This window comes from Marinifilum sp. RC60d5 (assembly GCF_052400665.1).
Classification (GTDB): Bacteria; Bacteroidota; Bacteroidia; order Bacteroidales; family Marinifilaceae; genus JBQTGK01.
The window spans coordinates 356,924-372,360 of sequence record NZ_JBQTGK010000003.1 but is presented as its reverse complement, the minus strand read 5'-3'; the positions used below and the strand labels follow the sequence as shown (position 1 = coordinate 372,360).

The 15,437-nt window shown below is 32.8% G+C and carries 12 protein-coding genes and 1 tRNA gene; 8 read left to right on the top strand and 5 right to left on the bottom strand.

The genetic code is table 11. The annotated features are described in order from the left end of the window. Positions 1-27 precede the first annotated feature (27 nt). Positions 28-366, bottom strand: a complete 339-nt coding sequence (locus ACT3CE_RS09075) for a LiaF transmembrane domain-containing protein (RefSeq protein ID WP_444709450.1) — start codon at positions 364-366, stop codon at positions 28-30. A 215-nt stretch (positions 367-581) separates the two neighbouring features. Then, positions 582-2,675 (bottom strand): outer membrane protein assembly factor BamB family protein, encoded by a 2,094-nt coding sequence (locus tag ACT3CE_RS09070; protein WP_444709449.1) that lies wholly within the window; start codon positions 2,673-2,675, stop codon positions 582-584. Positions 2,676-3,278: 603 nt separating this feature from the next. Here ACT3CE_RS09070 and ligA point away from each other — a divergent pair. The 6 genes from ligA to ACT3CE_RS09040 all read left to right on the top strand — a co-directional run bounded on the left by ligA (position 3,279) and on the right by ACT3CE_RS09040 (position 9,646). Further along, positions 3,279-5,288: an NAD-dependent DNA ligase LigA gene (ligA, locus tag ACT3CE_RS09065; RefSeq protein WP_444709448.1), complete on the top strand. Its 2,010-nt coding sequence runs from the start codon at positions 3,279-3,281 to the stop codon at positions 5,286-5,288. A gap of 94 nt (positions 5,289-5,382) precedes the next feature. Then, positions 5,383-5,970 (top strand): exonuclease domain-containing protein, encoded by a 588-nt coding sequence (locus tag ACT3CE_RS09060; RefSeq protein ID WP_444709447.1) that lies wholly within the window; start codon positions 5,383-5,385, stop codon positions 5,968-5,970. Positions 5,971-6,079: 109 nt separating this feature from the next. Beyond that, a complete protein-coding gene (locus ACT3CE_RS09055) occupies positions 6,080-6,619 on the top strand; it encodes a DUF6913 domain-containing protein (RefSeq protein WP_444709446.1) in 540 nt (179 codons plus the stop codon). A gap of 6 nt (positions 6,620-6,625) precedes the next feature. Beyond that, positions 6,626-7,513, top strand: a complete 888-nt coding sequence (dapA, locus tag ACT3CE_RS09050; protein WP_444709445.1) for a 4-hydroxy-tetrahydrodipicolinate synthase — start codon at positions 6,626-6,628, stop codon at positions 7,511-7,513. Between the two features lie 83 nt (positions 7,514-7,596). After that, positions 7,597-8,181, top strand: coding sequence for a penicillin-binding protein activator LpoB (locus ACT3CE_RS09045; protein WP_444709444.1), 585 nt, complete (start codon positions 7,597-7,599; stop codon positions 8,179-8,181). A gap of 55 nt (positions 8,182-8,236) precedes the next feature. Then, positions 8,237-9,646: a COG3014 family protein gene (locus tag ACT3CE_RS09040; protein ID WP_444709443.1), complete on the top strand. Its 1,410-nt coding sequence runs from the start codon at positions 8,237-8,239 to the stop codon at positions 9,644-9,646. Between the two features lie 48 nt (positions 9,647-9,694). Here the strand turns inward: ACT3CE_RS09040 and ACT3CE_RS09035 are convergent, their stop codons facing one another. After that, a complete protein-coding gene (locus tag ACT3CE_RS09035; protein WP_444709442.1) occupies positions 9,695-10,879 on the bottom strand; it encodes an alpha/beta hydrolase-fold protein in 1,185 nt (394 codons plus the stop codon). Between the two features lie 166 nt (positions 10,880-11,045). Next, positions 11,046-11,645 carry a YceI family protein gene (locus ACT3CE_RS09030; RefSeq protein WP_444709441.1) on the bottom strand — a complete coding sequence of 200 codons (600 nt, stop codon included), beginning with the start codon at positions 11,643-11,645 and terminating at the stop codon, positions 11,046-11,048. Between the two features lie 401 nt (positions 11,646-12,046). Here ACT3CE_RS09030 and ACT3CE_RS09025 point away from each other — a divergent pair. Both ACT3CE_RS09025 and ACT3CE_RS09020 read left to right on the top strand, forming a co-directional pair. Further along, positions 12,047-12,120, top strand: a tRNA-Arg gene (locus ACT3CE_RS09025). Between the two features lie 811 nt (positions 12,121-12,931). Then, on the top strand, positions 12,932-13,138 hold the full coding sequence (locus ACT3CE_RS09020) for a hypothetical protein (RefSeq protein WP_444709440.1): 207 nt from the start codon (positions 12,932-12,934) through the stop codon (positions 13,136-13,138). 202 nt (positions 13,139-13,340) lie between these two features. On the opposite strand, the gene ACT3CE_RS09015 is transcribed toward ACT3CE_RS09020, so the two are convergent. Further along, a complete protein-coding gene (locus tag ACT3CE_RS09015) occupies positions 13,341-15,401 on the bottom strand; it encodes a TonB-dependent receptor plug domain-containing protein (RefSeq protein WP_444709439.1) in 2,061 nt (686 codons plus the stop codon). Between the last annotated feature and the right edge of the window lie 36 nt (positions 15,402-15,437).

Sequence of the window (15,437 nt, the reverse complement as noted above, 5' to 3'; positions counted from 1 at the left end):
AATATATTTTATAATGTTATTTACAATTTATTTATCAAGCTTTTTCGATTGAGGCTGAAAAATATAAGCTATTCCTCCTAAAATTAGAACTCCCGGAAGAAACCACATTTCCCAATTGTCAGGTAAAAAATACAATTCATCCATTAAAAAATAAGCTCCAAATGCCACTGCAGCTAAACCTCCAAAAATATTTCGTCGGACTATAATCATTAACAAACCCACTAAAATTAATGCAGACTCCCATCGGTACAACCAAATTGCAATAAAATCGGAATTAAAATTAAGACGCTCTAGTAAAACAATCAAGCCTACTACTATAAGTCCGATTCCAACAAACAAACTTTTATTTCTTTTATTTTCATCCATTATTATCAAATTTTAAAAAGTAACTACAATAATCATTTATATTACACCACTAAAGTATCTAAAAGTAGATTTTTATAATACAGATAATCGGTTAAAGACAAGTTTAAATCGGTAAATGGAGAATTAAAAAGTTAATCACCTACGAATAACTACTAAATAAAAATGGCGAGTTTGTAGCATTAACAAACTCGCCATTTTAATATTAGTATAAATTTTTATAGAGCATTCAAATCATAACTTAACACAGTACCACTTTTTTGCATGATATCAATATTAGGATATTTTTTTGATTTTACATTGCTATCCATTGTAGGCATCCAATATAAATAATTAGTTGCAGGATCGATATTATAGCTTGTTCCAGTTCTACTTTGTTTCATAGGAATAAAGCCTTTAATTTCACCATCTATTTTAGATACAATAGCAAGACCTACTCCACCTTGTTCTTTATTATTAGTCATAAGAACAACATATTTTTTAGTGGCTTTAGAATTTTTGAAACGTTTTGATACACGTCCTATTTCTACTCCAGCCTCAAGAGAATTAACAAATCCCATAGCGGCAACATTTGCCATTTCTTTATTAACCTCGTCTTTACTTTCATCTAAAAGCTGATCCATTTCTTTCGAATCTCTTTTCCAATCGGCATAATCCGTAGCAGACATTTCACCTAAAGCAACCATTTCATCGGCTTGCTGATCCATTGCTTTCATTCCATTCTGAGCACTTGTAGCAGCAGCATCGTAAGTCGTTGCTACAGCTGCCGAAGCAGCCATCTGTGCCAATCCTCCCAACATACTAAATGAAGCTTTTAAAATCGCTTTTGTACCCGCTCCAGGAGCTTTATAATATTTTTGGAATTTAATATTACCATCCCAATCCAATTTTACAATGTTTTGAGCTGAATAAATAACGAATCCATCTTCAAACTCAGTAATTCCGTCGGCAGAATCGCCTCCTTTTAGCTCAATTTTCGCCTTATTTAACTGTTTAACTTTTAAGTTAAAATGATTTAAAGTGAACACATTTCCCTTTGTACTTGAGTAAAGGTAACTTAATCCATTTCTATCAAATCTGCACAACTTAGCTCCTTTACCAATTTTTAACTGATTGTCGATTGACATCTGCTTGCTTTGATAATTGTATAAATTTGCGCCATGATCTGAAGTAATTAATATACCACCTTTAACTTCAGATATTTTATAAGGACCTTCGAATATTTTAATCGGCTTTTCCAACTCAAACTTACCCGATTTCATATCAATGATATTGAAGTAATGTGAGTTATTCATAAACGACTTAGTAATAAAAACCATACCTTTTGAGCAGAAAGATGACTGTACAAAACCACCTTTAACTCTCAAACTCTTCTCTCCAAATTTTGGAGTACCTGTAGCATAATCAATAGAATTAATATAAGCCTTTTGCATAGCAGTTTTTGGCTTTGGTATTAAAGTCATTCCATCTTTTTCGAAAATAATATTTTCAACAGGAGCAAATACTTTTACTGGCTTAGTCCATGCAAGTCCACCATCTGTTTTTCTGTGACAAGACATATACGAACCACTAAAAACATATAAAAACTTACCCGTCTGATCAGGAATTATATTGTGAAAATCTACACCCGATGATTTGAAAAATCCTTTTTGATCTCCAAATTGAGAAGGATACTCAATATCCCAAACTGTATTTCCGTCTTTATCAATATTCATGATTCTATCGTGAAAAGCAACAAAAACACCACCTTTACCATCTCCAATAGGATCGCAATGCAAAACCATTTTCGAAGCATCTTCAGCCATTTCTATACTAATACCTGCAATGCTCTTTTTCTTTGCAAAATCGAATTCTCTTTTCCATCTTAAGCTACCATCCTTAAGATTAACCATCCAAAACTGTTCTTTATCTCCCATTTTGGTATAAAGCAAGAAACCATTTCCTGCACGAACTGGATAATGTGAATTAATATCTGATACACCAAGCGCTTTAGAATCACATACTAATTCTCCATTAATTGGATCTAAAATTTTTATCCCTAAATTATCATTTTCCCAATATACGTAACTTGTATTAGGTAAGATTGAAAAAGCACCATACTCAAATGATTTTTCCCATATTATTTTACCTGTTGAAGCATCCATTGCTACAGTTTTACCACCTGTGGTTCCACAAATAAGACTACCATCAGGAGAAAACTTATTCCACTTAATAGCCGATCCTGCTTCTGCCTTCCATTTTTCTTGCATTTGAGCTTCTACAAATAAGCCACAATAAAACACAAGTGTTAAACACAATAAAATTTTCTTCATAATACTTTTTTTAAGGATTAAAATTTCAAATTATCTCATGAATATTCAGCAAATCAATCATACTTTACAATATCATTACTTAAACAAAATTCAGGTAAATATAAAAACATTTAATCAATAATAATATTATAAAATGATTACTTTATTAATATTTAAACAAACTAAATTACAACATCATAAACATGTAATAAAAACAAGTATACCTAGATAAAATATATTATACCAATATGTTTTTATTCAACATTATATATTAGTAAATATATTATAAGCACAATAAATATACACGTCTGAAATCTTTTTTTAATAATATACATAAATATCAAATAAAAGTATAGTTTTAATGACTTTTAAATTTGCTAATAATTATATATTGTAAGTTATAAAACTTAAAATCCCTTTAAATATACACATCCATGAACAATAAGAACATATTAAGCCTATGAAATATGTTTAATTTATTTTAACCATTATCCCCTATAACAAACATTTAAAATATTTCTCAAAAAGACTTACGAAATCAAAACAAGGTTTACTATTTTTACAATTCGAGGAATTTTAAGATTAAAATCCTTGATCTACACCATATAGCATACTTTACAAGTTATGAATCAAGAAGAAGCAAAAAATAGAATTTCACAATTGCGTGAACAATTACATAAACACAACCATAATTATTACGTATTATCGCAACCAGTAATTAGCGATTACGATTTTGACATACTATTAAAAGAACTTATAGATCTGGAAAAAAAATTTCCGGAATATAATGATTCAAACTCCCCCTCGCAACGTGTTGGTAGTGATATAAACCTGGAATTTAATCAGGTAGAACACAAATACCCAATGCTCTCCCTGGGTAATACTTATTCAGAAGAAGAAATTCGGGATTTCGAAACCAGAATCAAAAAATTAATTGAAGAAGATATTGAATATGTTTGTGAATTGAAATATGATGGAACATCAATTTCGTTAAGCTATAAGGATGGAAAACTAATTCAGGCTATTACACGTGGCGATGGAGTTAGAGGTGATGATGTAACGGCAAACGTAAAAACAATTCGTTCAATTCCACTACAATTAAATGGTAGTGATTATCCAAATGAATTTGAAATTCGTGGAGAAATTCTAATGCCTTTTGCTGTTTTTAACGAATTAAATAAAGAACGAGAAGATATAGGAGAAAGTCCATTTGCAAATCCAAGAAATGCTGCTTCGGGGACTTTAAAAATGCAAAATTCGGCTCTCGTGGCTAAACGCAAACTCGATTGCTACCTATATTACCTATTGGGTAAGGATATTTCTTCTGACAATCACTATGATAATTTGCAAAAAGCAAAAAAATGGGGATTTAAAATTCCTGCCAATACAGCTTTATGCAAAAACATAGATGAAGTTATCGATTTTATAAAATACTGGGATAAAAAAAGAGAAGAACTTCCTGTACCCATTGATGGAATTGTTATTAAAGTAAATTCGCTCGATCAGCAGGAAGAGCTTGGCTTTACTGCAAAATCGCCTCGCTGGGCCATTTCTTATAAATACAAAGCCGAACGAGTAGCTACCAAATTAGAACATGTAAGTTATCAGGTAGGAAGAACAGGATCCATTACTCCTGTAGCAAACCTTTATCCAGTTCAATTAGCCGGTACTACAGTAAGAAGAGCATCTTTGCACAACTCAGACATTATTAAAAATTTAGACCTGCATGAAAATGATACCGTTTTTGTAGAAAAAGGTGGAGAAATAATTCCTAAAATAGTAGGTGTTGATACTACCCAACGAACCCATAGTGCCAAACCTATAGAGTTTATTACAAACTGCCCGGAATGCGGAAGCGAACTAGTTAGAAATGAAGGTGAAGCCAACCATTATTGTCCCAATGATATGGGATGCCCTCCCCAGATAAAAGGCAAAATAGAACATTTTATTAGCCGCAGAGCAATGAATTTGGATGGATTAGGCGAAGAAACCATCGACTTACTTTTTCAAAAACAATTAATTAGTAATATTTCCGATCTGTACAAGCTTAAAAAGGAAGATATTATTCCATTAGAACGTATGGGCGATAAATCGGCAGAGCGTATTTTAAATAGCATACAAGAATCCTTAAAAATTCCTTACGAAAGAGTTTTATATGCTTTGGGTATTAGATATGTTGGCATTACCGTTGCAAAAACACTTGCAAAAGCAATACCATCAATAGAGAAACTTGCCAGCTCAAGTGTTGAAGAACTAATCGAAGTTGATGAAATTGGGAGTAAAATTGCAGAAAGCATTGTTGAATACTTCTCGCTCGAACACCATAAATTACTTATTGGTCAGCTAAAGAAATATGGCTTACAGTTTGAAACAATCGAAATTGAAAAAGAAGGTAGCAGTAAGATTCTTGATGGTTTATCAATTGTAATATCCGGAAGTTTCTCAAAATACTCTCGAAACGAATTAAAAGAATTAATTGAATTACACGGTGGAAAAAATGTTGGTTCCATCTCTAAAAAAACAAGTTTTTTACTGGCTGGCGAAAAAATAGGCCCCAGCAAACTGGCTAAGGTTGAAAAATTAGGTATTGATATTAAAAGTGAAAATGATTTTTTACAAATGATAGGACTTTAAAAAACGATTTAAAAAGAAAGGAGCACGCATATTTAAGTTTACTTCTTTCTTTTTTTACATCTCACCTTTATAATCAAGCAAATATTAAAATAAAATGAATTTTACCGCTATCGATTTTGAAACCGCAAATGCCAAGCGCAATTCCGCATGCTCTTTAGGATTAGTACGTGTTGAAAATGGAAAAATTATTGAAAGTAAAGACTGGTTAATCTCTCCTCCCGACATGTATTTTCATCCAATAAATGTAAGTATTCATGGCATTAGAGAAAAAGATGTTGAAAATAAGCCAAGCTTTAACTATATCTGGGAAGAAATAGAAAAATACATCGAGGGAAATATAGTAATTGCACACAACGCAAGTTTTGATATATCTGTATTAAGAGCATGTATGGAAACTTATGGCATTCCCCTTCCCGAATTTGATTATCTGTGTACGGTACAAATCAGTAAAAATATTTGGCCAGGCATGCCTAATCATAAACTAAATACATTAGCACATCTGTTTGATATCTCACTAAAACACCACGATGCACTGGAAGATACATTAGCTTGTGCAAAAATTGCTTTAAAAGCGTGCCAAACAACAAATTCGAAAAATTTAAATGAATTAGCTAAGCAATTAAAAATAGCACCGGGAAAAGTATTTTCTGATGGATATAAAGCACCAAAAAAATTTAAATAAGCATAATTTGAATTACAAAAATGAAATTTTTCATAACTTGTGAACACAAAGAACAAGGCCCATTCAGCTAATATTTTATTATCCTGTAATTTAACTGTTAAAAATTGAAATGAGTTTTTTCAAAAACATAAAACAAAAACTAGCTCTTAATCTAATTAAGGGAAAACAGAAAAAAATATCTCGTAAAAAAGAATTCCATAATTTAGAAAGTGCAAAAAGCATTGGAATTATTTTTGACACAGAAGAAAATAAGAATTACTCTATTGTTAAAAAATTCTCTGAAGATTTAAGCAATAAAGGATATAAAGTAGATACTATTGGATGGGTAAATGCAAATGAATTGCCCGACTTTAGCGTAGGACAAAAAATCATTTTCTATACCAATAAAGATATAAAATGGAATGGAAAGCCAATTGTACCAGAGCTTAACGAATTTGTAAATAAAGAATTTGATCTTCTTTTTGTATTAACAGAATCGGAGCACATATCAGTGCAATACATTACAAAATTATCTATAGCTGCCTGTAAAGTTGGCTCCTTATCAAAAAACAAAGAAAATCTCGATTTAATGATAGATCAATCTAAAAATAAATCGATAGAAAATTTAATAAAAGAGAGCTTAAACTACCTTACACTAATAAAAAAGTAATTACGAATGAACAATAAAAAATTTGCAGGTACAGGAGTTGCAATAATAACACCTTTTAACACCGATAAAAGTGTTGATTACAAGTCTCTGGAACAACTGGTAAATTTCCAAATAGATAATGGAGTTGATTATTTAGTTGTGTTGGGAACAACGGGAGAAGCTGCAACATTAACAAAATTTGAGAAAACAAAAGTTATTGAGCTTGTATGTAAAACCAACGCCAAAAGAGTACCTATTGTAATCGGTTTTGGGGGAAATAATACATCTCAAATAATTGAACAGATAAATGAGTTCGACAAATTTTCAGAAATTGACGCAATTCTATCTGTTGCACCCTATTATAATAAACCCAGTCAGGAAGGAATATTCCAGCATTATAAATTAATTGCAGAGGCTAGCCCTGTTCCTCTTATGATTTACAATGTTCCGGGAAGAACAAGTGTAAATATTAATGCCGATACGGTAATTCGTATCGCCAATAAAATTGAAAATGTAATTGCTATTAAAGAAGCTTCGGGCGATATGCAACAAATAATGCAAATTATTAAAAATAAGCCTAAAGATTTCATGCTAATATCAGGAGACGACGCATTAACATTTCCTATGATACAGTTAGGTGCTTCAGGAGTTATTTCGGTTATTGGAAATGCTTTTCCAAAAGAATTTAGCCAAATGGTTAGAAATGCACTTTCGGGAAATAATAAAGAAGCTTTAGCAAGTCACTATCAAATGTATGATATCATTCAAAATATATTTACAGAAGGAAATCCTGCAGGCGTTAAAGCTATTTTACACCAAAAATCACTTATTAAAAATGAATTACGTTTACCCCTTACTCCTGTTAGTAAATTACATTATAAAAACATGAAAATGATGATTGCAAAAATGCTATAGAATGGCATAAATATTGTTAAAAAAGAAATATATGCCTTAAGGCACACAAATTTTGAAATAATTAAACAAAAATGATTGAAAATATGAAATACTCATTTCGCCTATTCGTTGTTGCACTTGTTGTATTAAGTTTTGCATCTTGCTCACGACAAGTTACAAGAGTTTCTCCCGACCAGCAAATTGATTTAAGCGGACGTTGGAACGATTCCGACTCTAAGCTAGCTGCCGATGCTCTTATAGATCAAGTTCTAAACCAGGGATGGATTGGAAATTTTAAACAGGAATTCGACAGAAAACCTGTTGTAACAGTTGGATTAATAACTAATAAAAGTTCTGAACATATCGATTCTGATACTTATATTAAAGACATTGAGAAAGCTATATTAAATGATGGTCGTGTTCGTTTGGTTCAGGCTGGTGCAAAAAGAGAAGAACTTCGCCAGGAAAGAGCCGATCAGCAAGATTTTGCTTCTAAAGAAACCATTAAGAAATGGGGACGTGAACTTGGTGCTGATTTTATCCTTCAAGGAGATATTACCTCTATTATAGATAGCTATAAAAAAGAAAAAGTAAGATATTATCAGTTAAATCTTGAATTAACAAACCTTGAATCGAATGAATTGGTTTGGATGGGTGATAAAAAAATTAAAAAATACGTTAATCGATAATTATACATCTTGGGAAGTCTAAATGACTTCCCTCCTTTCTCTGATCATTATTCTTATGAAGAATAGACAATTAGCAAATATACTTGCACTCTCAATTGCAATTTTATCTGGTTTTATACTCACAAGCTGTGCAACTTACTATGCCCAAAACGAAGCTTTTAACCAGTATTTCCTTAATGGAGATATTGTAAATGCTGAAAAAACTTTGGATAGTGATCCCAAAAGTAATCGCAATAAAAATAAATCCTTGTATTTGCTAAACAAAGGGACTTTAGCCTGGATGCAACAAGATTACGTAAAAGCTACCGACTATTTTAATCAGGCTGATTTATTTATAGAAGATCAAAGAAAGAATATTGCCAACGAAGCATTAGCTTTGTTAACAAATCCGGCTACTAAGCCTTATGTTCCTGAAGATTTTGAAAATGTAATGCTTAATTTCTACAAAGCATTAAGTTATCTGGAACTTGGTAATACGCAGGAAGCACTAGTAGAATGCAAACGAGTAAATGAAAAGCTTTATGCTTTAAATGACAAATACCCCAGAAATTATCAAAATAGATATAGCGATGATGCCTTTGCTCACACCATTATGGGGTTAATATACGACTCATCGGGCGATTCGAACAATGCATTTATTGCATACCGAAATGCATATAATATCTACGAAAACAATTACCTGAAAAATTTTAATACACCTTGTCCACATCAATTAAAAGAAGACTTATTGCGAACTGCATATGAAACCGGACTGAGTCAGGACTATGAATTTTACAAAGAAAAATTTGGCTTTGATTTTTCTAAAACTACGAAAAACCAAGGTGATTTAATCTTAATTTGGTTAAACGGATTGGGACCTGTAAAAGATGAATGGAGTATTAATTTTAGCACACTTAACAAACGGGATGGATATCTAACCATTGTAAATGAAAACGAAGACATTAGCTTTCCTTTCTTTTTAGGTGATTTAGATAGTAGAACAAAGTCTTCTCTTAATGATCTGGAATTTGTACGTGTTGCTTTCCCAAAATATTCCGAACGCATACCTTTTTACACTTCGGCATCAGTACAAATCGATTCTAAAATTTATAAACTCGACAAAGGTGAAGATATCAATGCAATTGCATTTAAATCTCTAAAAGATAGAATGCTAAGAGAAATGGCTACTTCTCTGCTTCGCTTAGCAACTAAAAAAGCAATTGAAAACTATGCGCGTAGTAAGGATGATAATATTGGTATGCTAATTGGGATTTTAAACGCCGCTACAGAAAAAGCCGACACTCGAAACTGGCAGACTTTACCTCATTCTATTCATTACACAAGATTACACCTAAACGAGGGTGAAAACACTATTAACCTTCAGGTTAGTTCTCCTACCGGATCTGTAAAAAATCAGAATATAAGTGTTAGCATAAAAGCAGGAGCGACTAGCTTTTTTACATTCCATAATATGGAATCAAACTAGCTGTATCCTCAATAAAATAGCCTAAATCATATCATCTTTAAAATCTGATTACAACTCAGTTTTATTCAGGGTATGATTTTTAATTTCATTTATCAGTTTTTTCATTGCCATATATTTTTGCTCATAATCCCAACGTCCCATATCTTTTTTATGGGCTTCTTCATAAAATTCCATGGCATTTTCGGGTTTATTTATGGCTTCATAAATTTCACCAACATAATAATATGGCTCTGCCTTATTGGGATAGTTAATAAGAGTGTATTTTAGAAATAATAAAGCATTCTGAAACTTTTTTTCCTGCTTTAGCTGTAAACAAACACTTTCCAATAAGGAATATGGTAATTTTTCATTTCTACCATAATTTAACATGATATCGCGCTGATATCTTTTAGCCTCCTCGACTCCTTTATTTGCTAAAGACTGAATATCTGGATACTTATAATTCTTGAATACATATTCCATTCCTTTCATTAAGCTCTTTCGATACAAACTGTAATGATCTTCATCAGGCATCCAATCGCACTTCCAATTTAAATCACCTGGTGATTTTTCTTCCAAAACATTGGTTAATCCTTTACATGCTTCTAGCATATTTTTTGCTTCCCTGGCAAAGCTTATAAATAAGTGCTTTCGTAAACTCGATTTTTCAGATAGATATTTCTCCATATCGTGCAGAACAGCAGTTCCATTCCACCAAAGAATAGGGCTAAAAGCCATATATTTATCAAATAAATCCGGTTCGTTTATAAAAGCATGAACCGATAATAAACCACTATAGTTATGTCCAATAATCATTCGACGTTTATTAGTGCGATAATTTTTGTCTACATAGGGTATAATCTCATCCTTTAATACCTTAAGAAAGGAGTCTGAACCTCCTCTTGTTGGAAATATTGTTTTACTTAAAACACTATCCACAGGAGTCATATCCCGTAAACGATCTGTATTCACAACTCCAACCACCAAATGAGGAGGTATAAAATGATTATCCATTAAAAAACTTAATACCTCAACAGCTGTACTAAAGTTAATTTCGGCATCTAATATGTAAATTGAAGGGTAAGTAAAATAAGTATCATTAAACTCGCTTGGGAGTAGAATTTGCAGTTCCCTATTTTCTTTAAGAATTGAAGAATAAACAGTACCTCTTTTAATATTATTAGGGTTTACTTTAGCATTAACAACGCCAAAAATTATGAATATAGATAGCATGGTAAAAATACTCCGCTTCATAGTTGAATGTGATTTAGGATTTAAAGCTTTATTAAAATACAATTATTTACAATAAGATCAAAAAATTCCCTTATCAGCAGATATTTATACTCCTTTAAATATTAACATCCATCACAAAAAAAACCGGATTTATGCAAACCCGGTATCACTTTATCAATTAAATAATTTAACGTAAATACAAGTCCAAATTTAGCTCAAAATCATCATAAATTGTTTTGTCGCCCAAATTTTCGAAAAATGTACCCGAACCATAGCGAATGTTAAACTTACTTCTATCGATAATCACTTTTCCGTTAATATGAATAAGATCTGCATGAGCATGCAAATTAACCTTAAACTCTATTGGCTGCGTAATTCCTTTTATGGTAATATCTCCCTTAATTTTATAATTACCATCATTTAGATACTTCGAATCATCAATTACAAATTTAGCCTGAGGAAACTTCTCTACACCAAAAAAGTCTTCCGATTTTAGATGTCTTTCCAATTTAGCTCTAGATCCCTCACCCTTAATATCAGTATTAATTATACTTGTCATATCAACAATAAAACTTCCTTTTTCTATTTTATCTCCATTTAAAACAATACTGCCTTCCTTAACTTTTATAGTTCCGGAATGTTCTCCAGTAACTTTTTTACCTAACCATTCTATCTTACTTTTTTGATGATCTATTTTTTTTATTCCATTATCTGCATATAAAGTATTAACAGATAGAAAAACGATAGCAATTAGTACAACTCCAGCATTAATAATATTTTTTTTCATAAGTTTCGCATTTTAAATTTCTAATTCTTAATTGCCTTTACATTCTAAAAAAATCGATTGATTATACTTCTAATTCTGTTCCACAAATAAAAATTTATTTTGACACAGACAAAAACATAGATTTATCTACAATTTAAGCAATTATTTATTTAAACTAAATTTAAATAAAAAAATACTGAAGTCTAGAAATAGCATTGTTAAAGGATTGTTAATTGTGCCAAAACCATTTGTTAAAACCAGACTTTCGTCGTTTTTTAAGAATTCTGATATTTTTTTTACATCCTAATTTTCTACCAATAAACACATTAGCATTTTTTATGTTGTTATATAAAAAATAATTGCAAAAACATTTGCACTTCACATCCTAAAACCCCTATATTTGCAGCGTCTTTAAGAGATATGGACGCGTAGCATAACTGGATAGTGCACCACGTTACGGCCGTGGAGGTTGGGGGTTCGAATCCCTCCGTGTTCACATTAAAGAGCTTGCTTAGACTAAAGGGGCTTCCACCCTCTAAGTTAAGAGATCGCTACCCTTCATCCGGTAGCGATTTTTTATTTCTGATTTAAAAATTGGAAAATTAAATAATATTTCTGGACGCGTAGCATAACTGGATAATCCAGAATATAATGTAGGCAACTTCAAGTCCAATAAACAAGAAGACTATTATACTTGTCCACAAAGCCAAAACTTACCTATTTAAACGATACACCACTAAGGCTTAAAGGTAAAGGATCAATACAGTAAAGCTGTTTGAGGTAGGGCTACTCAACGAAGCAAACATCAGAATCTCATCGGCAAAAACAAACAACGGGTAAATCAGAATCAGAGCTATTACAAAAAACGGCAAGCCATAGTCGAGCATCCCTACGAAACCATAAAACGACAATGGGGTTTCAATCACATTATGACAAAAAAGGAATTAGAAGAGCTAGTGCAGATGTGGGCTTTATTATGACAGCCTATAACTTGCGTCGTTTAATCAATATTACTGGAGTGGAAACACTTATGAAATATGCAATACAGCATTTATTCTCTTTTCTTGAAATAATGATACTATTTGAGTTGAAACTAGCCAAAATAAAAGCCTCAATTCTACTTCAAATTAAAAGTGTTTTCAATTTTTATGTATCCTCAAAACCGCTATATTTAAATTTTAATTACGCAGTTTTCTTAGCTTTTAGACAAACTGCCATTAAGCTTCATACAGTACAAAAAGTCCCACACTATTAATACATGCATCTAATTTTGTATTTTGGTGCAAATAAAAGGAACATGGGACAAAATGCACCATATAAAAACTGAAAAGCTTCCTCCTTTAAGAGAAAAGGTAGAAACTATCGAGGTACTTCGACAAACGAACAAGGCAACTGCTGCCTTGGCAGAACTGGTGGAATTACAATTAGAAAGTATTAATGTGCTTGAATCTCAAAAAGTAGGACGAGAAACCCTATATGTGAATAGAGAATTGATCGAAATACAGAAGCAATAAAGCACGAAAGCCTAATCAATTAGGTAGCCGCTAGGCTATTAGCCTAGCGGAGAATCTTTCACATCAAACACCTCGAAAAGCTCAGCATAAACCAAGCGGGTCTTCCCGATAAAATCGGGACAGGAAATAGTCTGTCCCAACAATCGAAATTAAATTATGGGGAATAAAGAACCTCGTCTAAGCTATAGCTGTCCTAAAACCTCTATAAATCGAGATTCAGCTTTACTCCTACTCTTAGCCATCTGCCTGGCTGAGTAATATTACCTCTATCATAATACTCCTTATCCAGAACATTAGACGCCTCAGCATATACTGTATACTTAGGTTTTTGATAATAAATACGTGCATCCATTAGCCAGAAAGGAGAATAACTACGCTCCTCGCCGTAAGTGCTATTGGCCTTGTCGTAATAAATATATCCACCTTCGCGATTCTGATAAGAAATAGTCCATGAGGTTCCCAAATTATCCCAAATCCTGTAATCGGAAGTAAGACTCAGTTTGTGTTTCAGATTATCCAATACATACAAAGAGATAAATTCATCGGAAGATTTATCCATATTCAGGTAAGCATAAGTCATTTTCAGACTTTTTAAAGGAAAATCCTTACCCCAAATTGCTTTTGGATACAATTGAGCAGAAAATTCCAGTCCTAAAGTATTTATATCAGTTAAATTCTGGCTTTGCCACTTATCTTCTGCATTCATTTTTACCCAATCAATCATGTTTGTTCCCTTACGATAAAAGATGGAAGCATGTGCTCTGAACAAGTGATTATTATATTTAAACCCACTCTCCCAAGTGGTTGCTTCTTCGGGTTCAAGATCTGCATTTCCAATATTTGTAGGTCCTGCATAGTAAAGATCTGTAAACGTAGGCATACGCAAAGAGTGATTAAGCGATGCATACCATTTTAAATTCTCTTTTAGCTGATAACTCACATCAACACCTGGATAAAAGTTAAAGTCACGACCCAAATCGGAATTCCAATTTGCCATAATTCCTGCAGAAATAGTCAATCTATCGAGATAAACATTATGCTCCAGAAAATAGCTCATGTTGGTACGAGTATGCTGCTTGGTAAAAAAAGCTCCTCTCTCTCCTGGCACTTTCATAGGTTCATCCATCTCCTCACCCAATACATTACTCCAGATATTCTCCGATCTAAATTCTACACCTGTGGCACTCTTTCCCAATGCCCAGTTAAAACTGGTATTCAGGTTTGTACCATAAACATCGGTTAAATGATAATTATGCGAGGTATACCATGAGGCAGGATTGTCACGAAATAATTCGAAACGATCCTGATGACGACGCCAGTATACTACTGGAGTAAATTTTACCTTCCCCTTGGTTGAAAATCGCAAGCTGGCGAATGTAGTTTTATTTTCCTCGTACTGATTTGGATAGGCTGGCGTATAAAAACTATTGGCCCCAAATCCCTTGGTATTATATCCCACCTGAAGATCTAAATCACCTTGAGAAGTAGATAATTGTCCCTGATAAAAAAGATTTGTAGATATAAAATCGGTATTTTCGATATACCCATCACTGGCTTTACGACTTAGGGCAACATAAGATTTAAGAGAACCTGTAAGGTAAGTTGCTGCTGCAGATACGGAATAAAACCCATCTTCGCCTGCACTGGCAGCAAGTTTAATGTTATTTTTTCTTTTGGTGCCAGTAATAAAATTAATGGCTCCACTAAACGCATTGGGACCAAAAACTCTGGCGCCAGGTCCGTGAAGAATTTCAACACGTTCAATACTTTCCAGATCTACCGGTAAATTCATACTCAAGTGACCTGTCTGCGGATCGGTAATGTTTACACCATTTAGCAAAATCATGGTTTGATCAAAGCTTCCTCCGCGAATACTCACATCGGCCTGCACTCCATGATTTCCTCTTTGCCGCACATCCACATTCAGCAAATGTTCTAAAAGATCCTGTACACTTTGTACTGGTGTAGCACTAATTTCCTCTCTCTCCATTACGGTTACCACTCTGGCAACCTGAGAGTACGTTACGGGTGTTCTCTGAGCACTCACAACCACCTCATCCAGTTTCTGATCCTGGTTTACATAGATAGTTTCGGTTTGTGCACTTGCTTTTTCAATGGTGGCGGTACTTAAATAAGTTGCAACAAGACAACCTATAGTAACCTCATGTTTCAGACTTTGAAACACGCCAAAGCCTTTACGACTCCACCTTTTGAAACGAGACACCTGAGAACGTCTCTCCGACACAATTCTCAATTGTTCCATTGTTTAAAAAAATATTAATAATGATATAAATACTAT

Coding starts and splice junctions, on each gene's coding strand:
- ACT3CE_RS09040 (WP_444709443.1), top strand. CDS start 8,237: ATGAAGAATAGACAATTAGCAAATATACTTGCACTCTCAATTGCAATT.
- ACT3CE_RS09055 (WP_444709446.1), top strand. CDS start 6,080: ATGAGTTTTTTCAAAAACATAAAACAAAAACTAGCTCTTAATCTAATT.
- ACT3CE_RS09020 (WP_444709440.1), top strand. CDS start 12,932: ATGCACCATATAAAAACTGAAAAGCTTCCTCCTTTAAGAGAAAAGGTA.
- ACT3CE_RS09060 (WP_444709447.1), top strand. CDS start 5,383: ATGAATTTTACCGCTATCGATTTTGAAACCGCAAATGCCAAGCGCAAT.
- ACT3CE_RS09015 (WP_444709439.1), bottom strand. CDS start 15,401: ATGGAACAATTGAGAATTGTGTCGGAGAGACGTTCTCAGGTGTCTCGT.
- ACT3CE_RS09075 (WP_444709450.1), bottom strand. CDS start 366: ATGGATGAAAATAAAAGAAATAAAAGTTTGTTTGTTGGAATCGGACTT.
- ligA (WP_444709448.1), top strand. CDS start 3,279: ATGAATCAAGAAGAAGCAAAAAATAGAATTTCACAATTGCGTGAACAA.
- ACT3CE_RS09035 (WP_444709442.1), bottom strand. CDS start 10,879: ATGAAGCGGAGTATTTTTACCATGCTATCTATATTCATAATTTTTGGC.
- ACT3CE_RS09070 (WP_444709449.1), bottom strand. CDS start 2,675: ATGAAGAAAATTTTATTGTGTTTAACACTTGTGTTTTATTGTGGCTTA.
- ACT3CE_RS09045 (WP_444709444.1), top strand. CDS start 7,597: ATGAAATACTCATTTCGCCTATTCGTTGTTGCACTTGTTGTATTAAGT.
- dapA (WP_444709445.1), top strand. CDS start 6,626: ATGAACAATAAAAAATTTGCAGGTACAGGAGTTGCAATAATAACACCT.
- ACT3CE_RS09030 (WP_444709441.1), bottom strand. CDS start 11,645: ATGAAAAAAAATATTATTAATGCTGGAGTTGTACTAATTGCTATCGTT.